The organism is Psychrobium sp. nBUS_13 (genome assembly GCF_051201665.1).
In the GTDB taxonomy this organism is placed as follows: domain Bacteria; phylum Pseudomonadota; class Gammaproteobacteria; order Enterobacterales; family Psychrobiaceae; genus Psychrobium.
This window is the reverse complement of record NZ_CP179210.1, coordinates 3911557-3926892: the sequence shown is the minus strand read 5'-3', so window position 1 is coordinate 3926892 and position 15336 is coordinate 3911557. Positions and strand designations below refer to the sequence as shown.

Here is a 15336-nt window from a genome sequence, read left to right as displayed (position 1 = left end):
GTCCTAGAATTTATATCCACGGTGCAAAGCAACAATACCACCAGTGAGGTTGTAATATTGCGTTTGTTCAAAACCAGCCGTATCCATCATGCCTTGGAGTGTGTCTTGATCTGGATGCATGCGAATTGATTCCGCTAAGTATTTATAGCTTTCACTGTCATTTGCAACCACCTTGCCCATTGTTGGCAGCAAGTTGAAGCTATACATGTCATACGCTTTCGATAGTAGTTCATTGCTCGGCTTCGAAAACTCTAGTACTAATAAACGACCACCAGGTTTTAATACGCGATACATCGAGCGCAGTGCTTCATCTTTGTCTGTCACATTACGCAGACCAAAAGCAATGGTAATTAAATCAAAGGTATTTTCTGGAAATGGCAACGCTTGTGCATTGGCTTGGACGTAATTAACATTTGATACAACACCTAAATCACGAAGCTTATCGCGACCAACTTTAAGCATTGAATCGTTTATATCGGCTAATACGACTTGACCTTTTTCGCCAACAATACGTGAAAACTTTGCAGTTAAATCACCAGTTCCGCCGGCTAAATCAAGTACTTTTTGACCAGGGCGAACACCAGAGCAGTCAATGGCGAAGCGTTTCCACAAACGGTGAACGCCAAATGACATTAAATCATTCATGATGTCGTATTTGGCGGCAACAGAATGAAAAACTTCAGCGACTTTACCGGCTTTTTCATTGGTTTTAACTTGCTCATAACCAAAATCTGTTGTCTCGTTGACGTTTTGACTCATGTGATTTACTCATAAAATAATTTACCCGCTAGTGTACTCCAAGGCAGGGCAATTCGAAACACTCAAAATGATAAATTTACATAGCTTTCAGCACATAATGCGCCTACAATCGGCGCCATTAATTCAGCGCGAGTTTTTCCATGCCAAACAACGACCAATATAAGCAAGGGTTACTCTTTGCGTTTGCTGCCTACATCATGTGGGGCGTGGCACCTATCTACTTCAAGGCGTTGGTGGGAATAGGCGCTGTGGATATTTTATTGCACCGCGTTATTTGGTCGTTTGGCTTTATCTTATTAGTGATTTTGTTAGTCACTGGTTTCTCTAAAATTAAGAAATTATTCAAAGACCGAAAAAGACTTGGTTTGTTAGGCATAACGTCGATCATTATTGCATTTAATTGGCTATTGTTTATATGGGCTGTCAATAACGATCACATGCTCGATGCGTCATTAGGTTACTACATTAACCCGCTGTTAAATGTCGTGCTCGGAACCCTATTTTTAGGTGAACGTTTGCGTAAGTTACAGTGGTTAGCAGTGCTTATTGCTTTCTTAGCGGTGATGGTAGAAGTGATTTCCTTTGGCTCAATCCCATGGATTTCGTTGGCCTTGGCCAGTTCGTTCGGTGTTTACGGACTAATGCGTAAAAAAATCAATATTGATGCCATCAGCGGCCTGTTTGTTGAAACGCTATTCTTACTGCCATTTGCACTGATTTACGTACTAATTATCGATGATAGTTCACTTGAATTACTAACAGGTGATTGGACGCTAACATTACTGATTATGTCTGCTGGTGTGGTTACCACATTGCCGTTACTCGCATTTTCAGCGGCTGCCATTCGCATTCCACTATCGACATTAGGCTTTATTCAATACATCGGCCCAAGTTTAATGTTGTTATTGGCCGTGTTCTTTTACGGCGAGGAATTTCAAATTCAAAAAGCGTTCACCTTTGGATTGATTTGGTTGGCGCTGATTGTTTATACGTCTGATAGCCTTAAACATGGCATGAAGCAGCGGAAATTGAGAAAGAGTGAAAGCTGAGAGCAATTTACTTTTCTTGAGCCTGCCATTCGAAAAACCGCTGTGGGTAGTCGGTGAATACACCGTCGACGCCCATGGCGCTAAATTCACTAAACAGTCGTGGATCATTCACCGTATAAACCAATACTTTTAAGCCGCGCTGGTGGGCATCGTCGATAAGCTCTTGATTAACAGATTCGCTGCATAGGTTAATCGACCATGCACCTAAGTCTTGGGCAAACTTAGCATAATCAATCATCACACTGGCGCATAAAGCGCCTGTCTTAAATTGCGGTGCTATCTCTTTTATATCCCGCAGCGCGTGATGATAAAAGCTGGAAATTAGGAAATCGTCATGTTGCCAGCCTTTGCTAACAAGTTCATTTAACAAAGCAATAGTAGGCAGGGCGCTCGCACGATCCTTTAATTCAATGTTGATTACAGCACGGCGATTAACATGCTTAATGACTTCTTTTAGTGTAGGTAGCGATTGATTATTCTCACTGGTGAAACGGCGCAATGTTGCTAAATCATGCTGGTATATATGACCTGTGCCATTAGTGGTGCGCTCAAGGTATTTATCGTGAATAACAATTAAATCGCCACTGTGCTCTCGAATATCGATTTCAATCCACGTTGCTCCTTGTTCGATCGCTAAGTCGATAGACGCTAGTGTGTTTTCTGGCGCATATCCACGAGCGCCGCGATGGCCAATACACAACATTGCTTTACTCCTCACTAAATGGAAAATAAGTTGGCGCGTCGCCAGTTTGCCAACAAGGAATTTTTTTCATGACGTTTAAAAAAGCACTCGATTGTAAAAAGTTATCAAGCCATTTTTTTAGGTGTGGATAATCTGCACCGTCAAACCATGCTTTATCAACATGGGCAAACTGGCGAACAAAAGGGAATATCGCAATATCACCGTAGCTTTGGTTGTGTCCAAACAAGAAGTCTTGGATGGCTAGTCGTTGTTCTAGTTGTCGTAAAAACACTTCGCCATGAGCGCGGTAGTCTTGTTGTGTCTGTTGTGGAAAACGATCGAAGTATTTGTACTTATCGAGGTTGGCTTTAAAAACATCATCATTTTCAGCGATCAGAGTGAGCTCTGCACTCGTAGGGGCCTTTAAAATCGAATGGGTGCCATGGGTTACGGCATAATCCATGACTTCAAGGCTTTCTTCAATAATTTGCCCATTGTTGGCAATTAATACAGGCACTGTACCTTTTGGAGAAGCTAACAACATTTCAGCGGGTTTATTCTTTAAGATCAGTTCACGGATCTCTACCGACACTTGATTCAATGTTAATGCCATTCGTGCGCGCATAGCGTAAGGGCAGCGACGAAAACTGTATAAAATAGGGAATGTTTGTTCTGACATATCGACGGATAAATATTGATGTAATGGAATAATTGTAACTTGAATAAATAGTTTTATGCTAAAAATATGTATTTATTGATTAATCAGTCTTTTCATAAAAATTATGTAGCTATATTAGTTGTGGTGTTAATAGTTATCATTCAAAATGAAAGTTCTTATTTCTCGCATGGATGATTTTCGTGTCTCATTCTTCTATTAGTAATTCTTTGTTATCTAGTGATCTTCTTCTTTCAATTATCGAAAAACAGGCGTTTGGTGTTGAATATCAACCAATTATTGCACTCGATAATCAAGCGATCTTCGCTTATGAAGCGTTATCTCGGTTTTTTGATGATGCTCAGCAACCAATAAGACCCGATCTTGTATTTGCAGCGTTGCATGATAGTCCACTTACTTTGCATCAAGTCGAGTTAGCGCAAAAGAAATTGCAATTAGTCAATGCGCCATCAGGTAAGCGATTATTTATTAATTTAGATCAGGATTCATATTTCCAAGGTCAACAAGGTATTGACGCTGATTCAGATAATACTTATGTCACGTTATTCAAACAATTTACAGGTGAGCTAGTCGTTGAAATCATTGAAAATTCTGAAATCAATGATGCCAAGATGAGTTTGCAAATGATTAAGAGCATGGGTAATCATCAAATTAAGACAGCACTTGATGATGTTTGTAATGAGCATTCTATGCTTTCAACCATGGTACTTGAGCGAGTTGATTACATTAAGTTAGATCGCTTGGTGGTTCAAAATAAAGAAAACCATTCGTTTTTGTTATTGGTGAATGCGTTGATTGGTTATGCAAAAGAAGCTGAAAAGGCGGTGATCCTAGAAGGTATCGAAACATTCGATGATCTAGAATTCGCACGTTCACTTGGCGTGACTTATGTGCAGGGATTCTTGTTTAAAGATAAGTTTATAAAGGTACGTTCTTAAAGGGAAAATCAAAGGCTAGCTGATGTTGCTAGCCTTTTCATCGATAAGTTAACCAAGCACTTCTAATCTAGCGTAAGCCACCATTAACCAGCGTGAATTACCATCGTCAAAGCTTACTTCAACACGGGCTTGTGCATCACTGCCTTCGTAATTCACGATAATGCCATCACCAAATTTCGTATGATTAACACGTTGACCTAATGCTAAACCTGTTTGGTTAAAGGTTTGCGCTGCCTTAGTAACACGGTTTGTTGCCGTTGTTGGCTGTGAAATGCTGGTGGTTAAGCGAATTTCATCGATTAAATCAGATGGGATTTCACGTAGAAAGCGCGACGGTTTGTGAAATTTTTCTTGGCCATATAAGCGGCGTGATTCAGCGTAACTAATATAGAGCTTCTTCATCGCACGAGTGATGCCTACATAGGCGAGACGGCGTTCTTCTTCTAATTTGTCTGGCTCTTCCATGGTCCGTTGACTTGGGAACATGCCTTCTTCTACACCCGCAATGAAAACGAGTGGGAATTCAAGACCCTTCGCGCTGTGCATTGTCATTAATTGCACTGCATCTTCATATTCGTCAGCTTGTGATTCACCCGCTTCTAATGCTGCGTGTGACAAGAAAGCATTGAGTGGTGTCATGTCTTCTAGTTCTGCATCTTCAGGCATGACAAAGTCGTTCATCGCAGTAAGTAGTTGATCTAAGTTGTCAACGCGATCTTGCGCGCGGTCGCCTTTCTCTGCCAAATACATGGTTTTTAAACCACTGTGATTAATCACAAAATCGGTCATTGAGCGCAGTGACATATCACAGCTTTCATCTTCCATTTGATTAACCAGCTCGATAAAACCATTGATGGCATTAGCGGCACGACCGGTGAGAATTTTTTCGCGGATTAACAATTTACTAGTTTGCCATAACGTCATACCTTGCTGACGTGCATTATGACGCAGTTTTTCTAACGTTGTGGCGCCAATACCGCGGGTTGGAGTGTTAACCACACGTTCAAAGGCGGCGTCATCATCGCGATTGGCGATAAGGCGCAAATAGCCCATGGTGTCTTTAATCTCTAACCGATCATAGAAACGCAGGCCGCCATAAATTCGGTAAGGTAGTCGTTGTGATAACAAGGCTTCTTCAATGATTCGAGACTGAGCATTGCTACGATATAAAATCGCTACTTCTTCAAGATTACCGCCTTGCTCATGCCATTCGTTGATTTTATTGCTAATAAAGCGTGCTTCATCAATTTCGTTAAAGGCGGCGTAGAGAGAAATTTGTTCGCCTTTATCGCCTTCGGTCCACAGTTTTTTACCTAAACGTTCTTGGTTATGGCTGATAACGGCGTTAGCGGCTTCAAGAATGTTATGAGTCGAACGATAGTTTTGTTCTAATTTTATCGTTTGCGCTTGTGGGAAATCATTTAAGAAACGTTGTAAGTTTTCAACCTTTGCACCACGCCAACCATAAATAGATTGGTCGTCATCGCCAACAATCATCAAGTTGTTGTTAGCACTTGCTAACATCTTAACCCATGCATATTGGATGTTATTAGTATCTTGGAATTCATCCACAAGGATGTTGCTAAAGCGTCGTTGGTAGTGCTCTAACACTTGAGGGTTATGAATCCATAGTTCGTGGGCGCGTAATAGCAACTCAGCAAAGTCCACAAGACCTGCACGGTCACAAGCTTCTTGATAGCTTTGATATAACTGTTGCAACGTTTGCTCATAGGGATCGCCATAGGTATCGATGTGCTTAGGACGTAGTCCTTCGTCTTTATGACTATTGATGTAAGATTGAACTTGGCGTGGCGGATAGGTTTTTTCATCAAGATTAAGCGATTTCAATAAACGCTTTATCATTTTAAACTGGTCGTCTGAATCGATTACTTGGAAGTTCTGCGGTAATTTTGCTTCGGTGTAATGCATACGCAACAGGCGATGGGCGATGCCGTGGAAAGTACCTATCCACATTTTTCCGAGTTGATCACCGAGTAAGCTTTCAACACGATAGCGCATTTCTTTAGCGGCTTTGTTGGTAAAGGTTACGGCCAAAATAGAGAAACTTGAATGTTGCTCGACTTTCATTAGCCACGCAATACGATGAACAAGCACTCGTGTTTTACCACTACCAGCGCCAGCAAGTACTAACTGTTTACCCGCTTTAGCTGCTACAGCATCACGTTGGTGTTCATTCAAACCATCAAGTAAAAGAGAAACGTCCATAAGCTATCATTCATCGTCAATATTAATGAGCGACACTATATCAAATACTGTATGTAAATACACCTATGGAATGCTGAACCTGGCAGAGAACAACGTAAATAGCGTTTCATGATTTGAAAATATTATGATGTTTGGATTGACGTGGAATTGCTAATTGTAAATTACACATCTAGTGGATTACTTAAATTAATTTCCATAGTAAGTTATAACGGTTGAATAGACAACAGCGAGGTGTTCTGGTCAAGTCCAACCGGACACTTTCCTAAAGGAATGTTCAAATTCATTGGGCGACTGATCAGCATTAGCTGAATGCAGTCGCTCAACATTATAATATTTCATGTACCTAGCAACATCGTCTCGCATATGTTTACGGGTTGGCTGCGGCACCTTAAACAACCAATCGTGTTTTAAACTACCAAAGAACCGCTCGACAACGGCATTATCCCAGCACGCTCCAACATCCCCCATACTAGCTCGACACCCAAGACGATCCAGTAAGTTCCTAAAGCCAGCGCTCGTATATTGAGAGCCTCGATCGCTATGGAACACCACGCCTTTTGGTGGCTTACGCAAGTTATGAGCTTTTATCAAAGCCTTTTCGACTAAGTCACGAGTCATACGTTTTGATATGTACCAGCCAACGATACGCCGCGAATACAAGTCCATGACAATCGCTAAATATAGCCAACCTGCACCAGTTTTTAAGTAACTCACATCACCAGCCCACACTTGATTTGGTGCTACTGGATTAAAGTTCATATTTAATAAGTTATCTGCTACAGCATCACTATGTTTTCGCTTAGTGGTCACCTTGTAGGCGATACGCTGAGTGACAACAAGTTTAAGCCGTGCCATCAGTTTAATCGTACGATAACGGGTTATTTCAAAGCCTTCTTTACGTAGCGCTTTAGCAAGCTCTCGACTACCTAGGCTATTGCGACTCGCTTTGAATAAAGCCTTAGCTCGTCGATACAGCCTTAATGTTTGAGCGCTAATTAATTCACCAGGCCTTTTTAACCAGACGTAATATGTCTCTATTAGTTTTAAGTCTATTATGAAAAAATTGTTGCCCATTGCGATTTGCAAACTATCTTTTGGCTTGCTGTCGGGTTAGGGGAAAATTGCTGAAGTCAACAGAGCGAAATGAACTAATGCTGTGATAGTTATTTTGTCATCAAAATCCATTTTTATACTCGATGTTTTTATTGTTGTTTTTTGAGTCACTAATTTGACAATTAAAGTAGCAGTTACATTAATGATAATCAATATTGTTTATTACTGTAACAATTTAACTTGCCTTTAACATGTTTATTTAGTAGTTTATGTGCGAATTTTTATAAGGAATACGCTGATGTTTAAGCAAATAAGTCTAATAATAATAATGGCGGCAGTTAGTAATGCGGTGTTTGCAGCTAAAGAAATACCTGTATCGGCATTCAATCAAATGCCATTAGTTCAACAACCTACCATTTCACCTGATGGTAAGAATATTGCGGTAATTACCAATCAAAACGACAATACTAAAGTGTCGATTATTCCGTTTGATGATAAATCTCAGTTGAATACGATTTTAGCCCTAGGTGGTGAAAAATATCGTATTGATAATATTGTATGGGCTAATAATGAGCGTATTTTAGCGGTAGTGAGTCAACCCCTGCGTCTTGGAAAGACTCATCGAAGAAGCTCGCACATTTATTCTGCTAAAATCGACGGCAGTGATGTTTTTGAAGTTAAGAAACGAACCTCAAACGATCAAAGCGCTTGGGAACGTTATGCAAGTAAGCCAAGACTTTTAAGTGTTTTAAGAAAAGAGCCCAATCATGTATTAATGACTATCAATGATAAAAGAGATGGTTATTATTCATCAGTTTTTAAAGTTGATGTTCGTGATGGCACGTTTAAAAAGCACATTCCAAACGGTAAAAAAATAATTGGCTGGTATGTAAATAGAACTGGCGAAATCTTGATGGCGATTGGTACTGATGAAAAACGTCACACGGATATTAACTATATTTATACACGTAAGAATGAGCAATCTGAGTGGGTTAAAGTAAAAGAAATGGAAGCATTTAAAGGCGCTACGTTTGATCCTGTCCAATATGAACCAGAAACTAATTCCATGATTGTTGTTAGTGATCATAAATTAGATAAAAAGGCATTGTGGCGTTATAACATTGATTCAGGTGAATATACTTTAATGGGCGAAGCGCCTGGAGAGCTTGATATCGATGGTGCTATCACTGAATATGAAGGTGATGAGCGCAAAGTAGTTGGTATTCGTTATACTAATCACTTTTCTGAGCGTATTTACTTTGATGAAGAATATCAATCGTTAAACACCATGGTTGCAAATGGCTTTAAGAAGAATGGGTTAGAAGCATACTTAACAGATTGGGATAGTAATAAACAACGTTATATTATTTCTTCAGTAAGTGATACTAGTCCTCCAAGATTTTTCTTATTTGATAAGAAGAATCCTAAGCTTGTTCCGTGGTATGGCACTTATCCTGTACTTGCAAAACATCAATTAGCACCTGTTATGCCATTTGATTTTGAAGCTCGTGATGGAATGAAGCTAAATGGTTACATTACATTGCCAAATGGTGTGAAAAATCCTCCGTTAGTTGTTCACCCGCATGGCGGACCATACGGTGTACGAGACAAGCAATATTTCGACCCATTTGTGCAACTTTTTGCTAGTCGCGGTTATGCTGTTTTACAAGTGAACTATCGTGGTTCTGGCGGTTTTGGAAATGCGTTTGAGTCAGCTGGCTATGAGAAATGGGGTAAAGAAATGCAAACTGACCTCATTGATGCAGTTAACTGGGTTAAAGAGAATAAGTTGGCAGATACCAATAATTCTTGTATTGCTGGTGCTAGTTACGGCGGATACGCGGCACTAGCTGCTGGTTATCAAACTCCTAAACAATTTAAGTGTATCGTCAGTATTGCTGGTGTTGGTGATATGGATGCTCAGTTAACACATTGGGAGCGTAAAAATGGTAAAGCTTATGTCGATAACATTGTAAATGTTGATGGTAAGAGTTTAAAATCTATCTCTCCGCAATACTTTGCAGATAAATTTGAAGCACCTGTATTACTTATTCACGGTAAAGTTGATCAACAAGTTGGTTACCTACAATCGCAAAATATGTATGATGCGTTGAAGAAAGCTGATAAAGAAGTGGAATTAGAGTTGTTCAAATACGGCACTCATTATCTTAATGATGCGGTAAACCGTAAAAAAGCGATGGGCTTAATGATTGAGTTTATCGACGAACATTTAAAGTAACAGATAGATAAAAGTTGCTTAAAGGCCTTAATCGAATGATTAGGGCCTTTTTATTGCGTCAAGTTTGTCAGTTGTAAAATATCGTTATATTCAAACGTGGGAAGCTGCTGAGGTTTTTTATAATGGATAAGAGGACGCTGATGCGCATTGAACCAACCATTCTGCCAGTCCATTTCTCCGCTGCCTTTGATGTCTGAAGTTGGATGGTCACCAATATAGAGAATGTCATTTCCTGATAACGCTAATCGCTTTTCAGCTTCAATAAACATGTCACTGGCTGGCTTCATAGCAATCGCTGGTGAGATCTCTTGTGATGGCTGTAGTGCGAACTCAAAGTAATGGTCAATCCCGAACCTTTTAATATCTGCATTGCCATTGGTGATAACAAATAAACGGAAGTGTTTCTTCAATAGTGCTAGTGTGTCGTGAACTGATGATGATAGTGTGATGTTGTTTCTTGACGCTAAGAACACTTCCATAGCTCTCATCATACCATCATTAGCTTGTTGCTGAGTATAACCGCTATTTAGCAGTCCTTGTTTTAACGATGCTTGGCGAGCTAGGGTGATATCTTGTTGTAAAGTAGGTTGTAATCGCGTTACTGCTAATCTGATATCTGTCCAATCGCTAATGGTTAATTGTTGTGTTTTTGGAAACTCTTGCAGCAGAAATTGATGTAGTTTCTTTTCTGCGTTTATTAACACAGGTCTATTGTCGTAGAGTGTATCGTCTAAATCAAAACCGATGGCTTTAGGGCGAATATAACTTTTGTAAAACTGCATGGTCTTGTGACACCTTATTTCTTTTTGGCTTTTGCGCGAGGGTGGGCCTCGTCATAAACGGACGCTAAGTGGCCAAAATCTAATTGGGTATAAATCTGGGTTGTTGATAAATCATTATGTCCGAGCATTTCTTGCACTGCGCGTAAATCGCCACTGCCTTCTAACATATGCGTGGCAAAAGAATGGCGTAATTTGTGAGGGTGGATATGCGAATTAACGTGTTGTTCACTGGCCCACTTTTTTATACGGACTTGTACGCTGCGATGAGAGATACGTTGACGTTGTTTACTAACAAACAGTGCAAGTTCATCGCTATTTGCGAATTCTCCCCGAACAGCTAGCCACTTTTTCAGCCAGGTGATTGCTAGTGTGGTGACAGGCACCACGCGCTGCTTGTTACCTTTACCGGTAACAGTGACAAGTTGTTCAGGATAACTGATGTCATGTAAGTTAAGGTTCACTAACTCCGCAAGACGTAATCCACTGGAGTAAAACAGCTCCATGATGGCTCTATCTCTTATTGCAAGTGGACTGCCATCTTCGACATTTAATAATTGGTTTACTTCATCTACGTTGATGTTCTTGGGAAGTGGTTTAGCCTGTTTGGGGGCGCTAATTCCAATACAAGGATCTTGATTAATGATTTCTCTGTTTAATAAAAATTGGCAAAAACTGCGAATAGCTGACAGCTTAGCGGCAATTGATCTTGATGATAATCCCCGTTGTCTTAATTTGGCAATCCATGCTTTTAAATGATTGCCATTCAATTGATGCCATTGATGAATTTGGTCGTCTAAATGTTCGATTAACTCATTAATAGTTCGTCGATAGTTTACAAGTGTGTGTGGCGACAGTTGCCGTTCGCTTGTTAGATAATCTAAAAATTGTTGTAACGGCTTTTGCATGGGTCACTCTGTGAGTAAGCGTTTTACAATACTGGCGATCAATCGAGTTAATTGCATTAACAGCAAATTGTCCATTTCAGGATGAAAGTGATTTGGATCGTCACTGCTTATTGCTAGCAATCCTAATGCACCGTCGGAGCCTAGCGCAATCAGTGCTACAGAACCCGGTTCAGGATGATTAAACAGCAGCTGTTGCTCTTGCTGATTAATCCGACCAAAGTAATGATAACCACGACCTAAACGCTGGACGAGTAGGTTATCTAATTCACTGCGATTAATATAAAGTGATTCAGGTGATTGGTTCTTAAATAATTTAAATGAGACATGGCTTAATTCAAGCTCATTAATGAAATGCTGGTTTAGCGTGTTGTTGATGGCATGAAGATCTGCACAGTTCAAAAGCTCGAAAAATAGTCCTGCGAATTTTTGATAAAGGCGCTGATTTTGACTAGCAATGGCCATTAACGAGGTGATTTCGTCTTCTAACGTGACGATTTTTTCACGCATGATGCGCTGTTGGCGCTGAACTAGTGATACTGTACCGTGTTCTTGTTGCGTAACATCAAGTTGGTTAAGTAAGTGCGGTCGTTTCGCTAAAAAATCAGGGTTTTCTCGCAAATATTCTTCAACAAGACTATCATCCAGTAATTGTGCTAAATCGTCTATTTGGTTCATAGTCGAATTTGTCCATCGTAGACGTGGGTTGCAGGACCAGTCATTTTCAATTGACTACGGTCACCACGCCAAAAAATCTTAAGAGTACCGCCAGGTAAATCGACAGTAACATTGTCATCGAGTAATCCTTGAGCCTTACCTATTGCGACTGCTGCACAGGCGCCTGTGCCACAGGCTCTAGTTTCACCAACACCGCGCTCATAAACACGTAATTTTATATGCTTGCGAGAAACTATCTGCATAAAGCCAACATTGGTTTGTTCAGGAAAGCGTTCGTGATGCGATAATTGCGGGCCTAATGTTTCCACTGGTGCTTCGTTAATATCATCAACAGTCAGTACACAATGTGGGTTACCCATGGATACAACTCCACAAAATGCGGTTTGATCATCGGTACGCAAAATGTAGGTCGCTTCCTGTTTGTTTGCTTCAAAAGGAACTTTAGCTGGATTAAATTGAGGCACGCCCATTGAAACGGTAATTTGTCCGTTGCGCTCATGCTTTAACTGAAGTTTTCCACCCTTGCAGCTCACCCCTAAACGATAGCGATTGCTAAGACCTTTCATGCGCACGAATTTAGCGAAACAGCGCGCGCCGTTGCCACAATTTTCGACCTCACTGCCATCGCTATTGAAAATACGGTAATGGAAGTCGAGATCAGGATCATAAGGAGATTCAACCATTAGCAATTGGTCAAAGCCAATGCCTGTATGGCGATCTGCCAATTTAATGATTTGATCTTTGCTAAGAAATACATTGTTTGAAACAGCGTCGACCATCACAAAGTCGTTGCCCAAACCGTGCATTTTTGAAAAGTTTAATAGCATATTGCTTCTTATATTTATGCAATCGAGGATAACTCTCCAGTGAACACTGAACTATTCGCTGGGATGATAAGTTATCAGTCGATTGATTTAGCTTCGCCTCGCCATAAGTCACTTAAAGTTTCGCGTTGGCGAATTTGAATGGCGCGATCGTTGTCGACCATAACTTCTGCGGCTTTTACACGAGAATTATAATTGGATGCCATAGTAAAACCATATGCACCACTGGATCTCACCGCAACATAATCGCCAGCATTTACAGATAAATCACGTGATTTACCTAAAAAGTCGCCAGTTTCGCAAATAGGGCCCACCACATCGTAGTTTTTACTGGCGGCGTTGTTTTGTATAACGGGAATGATCTCTTGCCATGCACTATATAACGCTGGCCTGATTAAGTCATTCATTGCGGCATCAATAATTGCAAAATTCTTATCGGGCGTTTCTTTTAAGTATTCAACTTTAGACACTAAAATACCAGCGTTTGCCATGATGGCGCGGCCAGGCTCAAAGATTATGGTTAGATGTTCACGACCTTTTAACCCTTGTGCAAGTGCTGCGGCATATTCTCTAGGGGCTGGTGGTTGTTCATCTTGATAAGTAACACCAAGACCGCCACCAACATCGATATGACTAACTGTGATGTCATGTTCTGCTAATTCATCAACTAACTTAAGCACGCGTTTTAAAGCATCTGTGAATGGCGCTAAATCGGTGAGTTGTGAACCAATATGGCAATCAATACCTTTGACTGCAAGAGACGGTGAATTTTCGGCAAATTGGTAAGCAGGTAGCGCTTGTTCCATACCAATGCCAAACTTGTTTTCTTTCAGTCCTGTAGAGATATAAGGGTGAGTACCTGCATCGACATCTGGATTCACACGAATAGAAATAGGCGCTACTTTATTCATGTCGGCGGCAATATAACTTATACGTTCTAATTCTGGTACTGACTCAACATTAAAACAATAAATACCAATGTTAAGGGCATAACGAATTTCGTCTTCAGATTTACCTACGCCAGAAAACACCACTTTTTGTGGGTCGCCGCCAGCCTCTAACACTCGAGCAAGCTCGCCTTTTGAAACAATATCGAATCCCGAGCCCATCTTAGCCATAATATTTAGGATAGCGAGGTTTGAATTGGCTTTAACGGCATAACAAATTAAATGCTTTTGAGCACCTGCGGCTTCATCAAAAGCGCGCCAATGGCGCTCAATAGTAGCGCGGGAATAAATATAAAGCGGTGTTCCGTGTTGTTGTGCTAGTTGCTGAACAGGTGATTTTTCAGCAAACAATTGCTGATCTATAACGTTAAAGTAATCCATATTTACTGCTCTTTAATTGTTGTTTCACTGGCTGCTGGTTGATTGGTAGTCGGTGCTTTTTCTTCGTAAAGAGGGCCTTTTTGACCACAGCCGGCAAGTGAAGCCAGTAATAAGGCGCCAATAACGTATTTTGACATGGTTTTCTCAGTGCTAATTATTTCAATTGCCCATATAATCGCATTAACGATAACAAAAGCAAGCTTTAGAGGATGATATGAACGACAGTCAGTTTCACCAAATAGTCGATGACTTATTAATGGCTATTGAAGAAGTATTAGATGACGCCATGGTTGATTTTGATTATGAAACCTCAGCCGGTGTTTTAAAATTAGTTTTTAGTGATAAAAGTCAGATCATTATTAATCGTCAAGAACCATTACATCAAATTTGGGTGGCAACTAAATTCGATGGTCATCACTTTGAATTAACTGACGGAAAATGGATTGATAACCGCATGGGTGCTGAATTAATGCATTTAATTAGCGATAGTATTAAGCGCCAATCAGGTGTTGCCATTGATTTAAATGGAATTGCCTAATGTCGATTGATGCTATTGTAAAAAATCCACAAGGTGAAGCCGATGCCGTTGTTATTTGGCTTCATGGCTTAGGTGATTCAGGTGCTGGTTTTAGTGAAGCTGTGCCAGCGCTAAGATTAAATGCTGATCACCGCATTAAATTTATTTTCCCTAATGCACCTGAGCAGCCAGTGACTATCAATAATGGTTTTGTGATGCGTTCATGGTACGACATCAAAACCATGGATTTGGATGGTCGCGCTGATATTCCAACGCTTGAGCAAAGCGAGCAACTTATTATTGAGTTAATCGAAGAGCAAATTGCCAATGGCATTAGTAGCGATCGTATTGTGTTAACTGGTTTCTCACAAGGTGGCGTACTTTCTTTATATACAGCATTGCGTTTGAAGCACAAGTTAGCAGGCGTAGTGGCGTTATCTTGTTATTTAGCGACGAATGATTTGCCATTTGAGGGCGCGCAAGGCGTTAACCATGATACGCCAATTTTCAACGCTCATGGCGAACAAGACTCTGTAGTGCCATTTGCAGCAGGTAAAGATGCTGCACAACGTTTATCTGCGGCAAACTTTGATGTGACTTGGTCACAATATCCAATGGAACACAGTGTGTGTATTGAGCAGCTTAGCGATTTAGGTCGTTGGTTGACTGAGAGATTAGCTTAG

Annotated in this window: 15 protein-coding genes and 1 pseudogene; 5 read left to right on the top strand and 11 right to left on the bottom strand. The window is 40.5% G+C overall.

Annotation, left to right across the window (positions count from 1 at the left end; genetic code table 11):
• Positions 1-3: 3 nt before the first annotated feature.
• Entirely contained in the window at positions 4-759 is a 756-nt protein-coding gene (gene ubiE, locus ACMAZF_RS18225; RefSeq protein ID WP_435275140.1) for a bifunctional demethylmenaquinone methyltransferase/2-methoxy-6-polyprenyl-1,4-benzoquinol methylase UbiE, read from the bottom strand.
• A gap of 140 nt (positions 760-899) precedes the next feature.
• Here ubiE and rarD point away from each other — a divergent pair, with 140 nt between their 5' ends.
• The gene (rarD, locus tag ACMAZF_RS18220; RefSeq protein ID WP_435275139.1) at positions 900-1808 is read left to right on the top strand and encodes an EamA family transporter RarD; all 909 of its coding nucleotides are present in this window, start codon (positions 900-902) and stop codon (positions 1806-1808) included.
• A gap of 7 nt (positions 1809-1815) precedes the next feature.
• On the opposite strand, the gene ACMAZF_RS18215 is transcribed toward rarD, so the two are convergent.
• Positions 1816-2511: a glycerophosphodiester phosphodiesterase gene (locus ACMAZF_RS18215; protein WP_435275138.1), complete on the bottom strand. Its 696-nt coding sequence runs from the start codon at positions 2509-2511 to the stop codon at positions 1816-1818.
• 4 nt (positions 2512-2515) lie between these two features.
• On the bottom strand, positions 2516-3169 hold the full coding sequence (locus ACMAZF_RS18210; protein WP_435275137.1) for a glutathione S-transferase: 654 nt from the start codon (positions 3167-3169) through the stop codon (positions 2516-2518).
• Between the two features lie 179 nt (positions 3170-3348).
• On the opposite strand from ACMAZF_RS18210, the gene ACMAZF_RS18205 reads away from it, so the two are divergent.
• Positions 3349-4104 carry an EAL domain-containing protein gene (locus ACMAZF_RS18205; RefSeq protein WP_435275136.1) on the top strand — a complete coding sequence of 252 codons (756 nt, stop codon included), beginning with the start codon at positions 3349-3351 and terminating at the stop codon, positions 4102-4104.
• A gap of 48 nt (positions 4105-4152) precedes the next feature.
• Here the strand turns inward: ACMAZF_RS18205 and uvrD are convergent, their stop codons facing one another.
• Positions 4153-6330, bottom strand: coding sequence for a DNA helicase II (uvrD, locus tag ACMAZF_RS18200; protein ID WP_435275135.1), 2178 nt, complete (start codon positions 6328-6330; stop codon positions 4153-4155).
• Between the two features lie 240 nt (positions 6331-6570).
• Positions 6571-7359, bottom strand: a pseudogene (locus ACMAZF_RS18195) (IS3 family transposase); the annotation flags it as partial.
• A 322-nt stretch (positions 7360-7681) separates the two neighbouring features.
• Between ACMAZF_RS18195 and ACMAZF_RS18190 the strand changes: the two are divergent.
• A complete protein-coding gene (locus ACMAZF_RS18190) occupies positions 7682-9622 on the top strand; it encodes an alpha/beta hydrolase family protein (protein WP_435275134.1) in 1941 nt (646 codons plus the stop codon).
• A gap of 50 nt (positions 9623-9672) precedes the next feature.
• On the opposite strand, the gene ACMAZF_RS18185 is transcribed toward ACMAZF_RS18190, so the two are convergent.
• The 6 genes from ACMAZF_RS18185 to lptM form a co-directional block, all read right to left on the bottom strand.
• Positions 9673-10404 (bottom strand): HAD-IA family hydrolase, encoded by a 732-nt coding sequence (locus ACMAZF_RS18185; protein WP_435275133.1) that lies wholly within the window; start codon positions 10402-10404, stop codon positions 9673-9675.
• Positions 10405-10418: 14 nt separating this feature from the next.
• A complete protein-coding gene (xerC, locus tag ACMAZF_RS18180; protein WP_435275132.1) occupies positions 10419-11309 on the bottom strand; it encodes a tyrosine recombinase XerC in 891 nt (296 codons plus the stop codon).
• Positions 11310-11312: 3 nt separating this feature from the next.
• Positions 11313-11984, bottom strand: coding sequence for a DUF484 family protein (locus ACMAZF_RS18175; RefSeq protein ID WP_435275131.1), 672 nt, complete (start codon positions 11982-11984; stop codon positions 11313-11315).
• Positions 11981-12811: a diaminopimelate epimerase gene (gene dapF / locus ACMAZF_RS18170; RefSeq protein ID WP_435275130.1), complete on the bottom strand. Its 831-nt coding sequence runs from the start codon at positions 12809-12811 to the stop codon at positions 11981-11983. Before dapF ends, ACMAZF_RS18175 begins: the two co-directional genes overlap by 4 nt.
• 74 nt (positions 12812-12885) lie before the next feature.
• A complete protein-coding gene (lysA, locus tag ACMAZF_RS18165) occupies positions 12886-14136 on the bottom strand; it encodes a diaminopimelate decarboxylase (protein ID WP_435275129.1) in 1251 nt (416 codons plus the stop codon).
• A gap of 2 nt (positions 14137-14138) precedes the next feature.
• Positions 14139-14273 (bottom strand): LPS translocon maturation chaperone LptM, encoded by a 135-nt coding sequence (gene lptM / locus ACMAZF_RS18160; RefSeq protein ID WP_435275128.1) that lies wholly within the window; start codon positions 14271-14273, stop codon positions 14139-14141.
• 77 nt (positions 14274-14350) lie between these two features.
• On the opposite strand from lptM, the gene cyaY reads away from it, so the two are divergent.
• Together cyaY and ACMAZF_RS18150 are read left to right on the top strand one after the other, a co-directional pair.
• The gene (gene cyaY / locus ACMAZF_RS18155) at positions 14351-14674 is read left to right on the top strand and encodes an iron donor protein CyaY (RefSeq protein WP_435275127.1); all 324 of its coding nucleotides are present in this window, start codon (positions 14351-14353) and stop codon (positions 14672-14674) included.
• A complete protein-coding gene (locus tag ACMAZF_RS18150) occupies positions 14674-15336 on the top strand; it encodes an alpha/beta hydrolase (RefSeq protein ID WP_435275126.1) in 663 nt (220 codons plus the stop codon). Before cyaY ends, ACMAZF_RS18150 begins: the two co-directional genes overlap by 1 nt.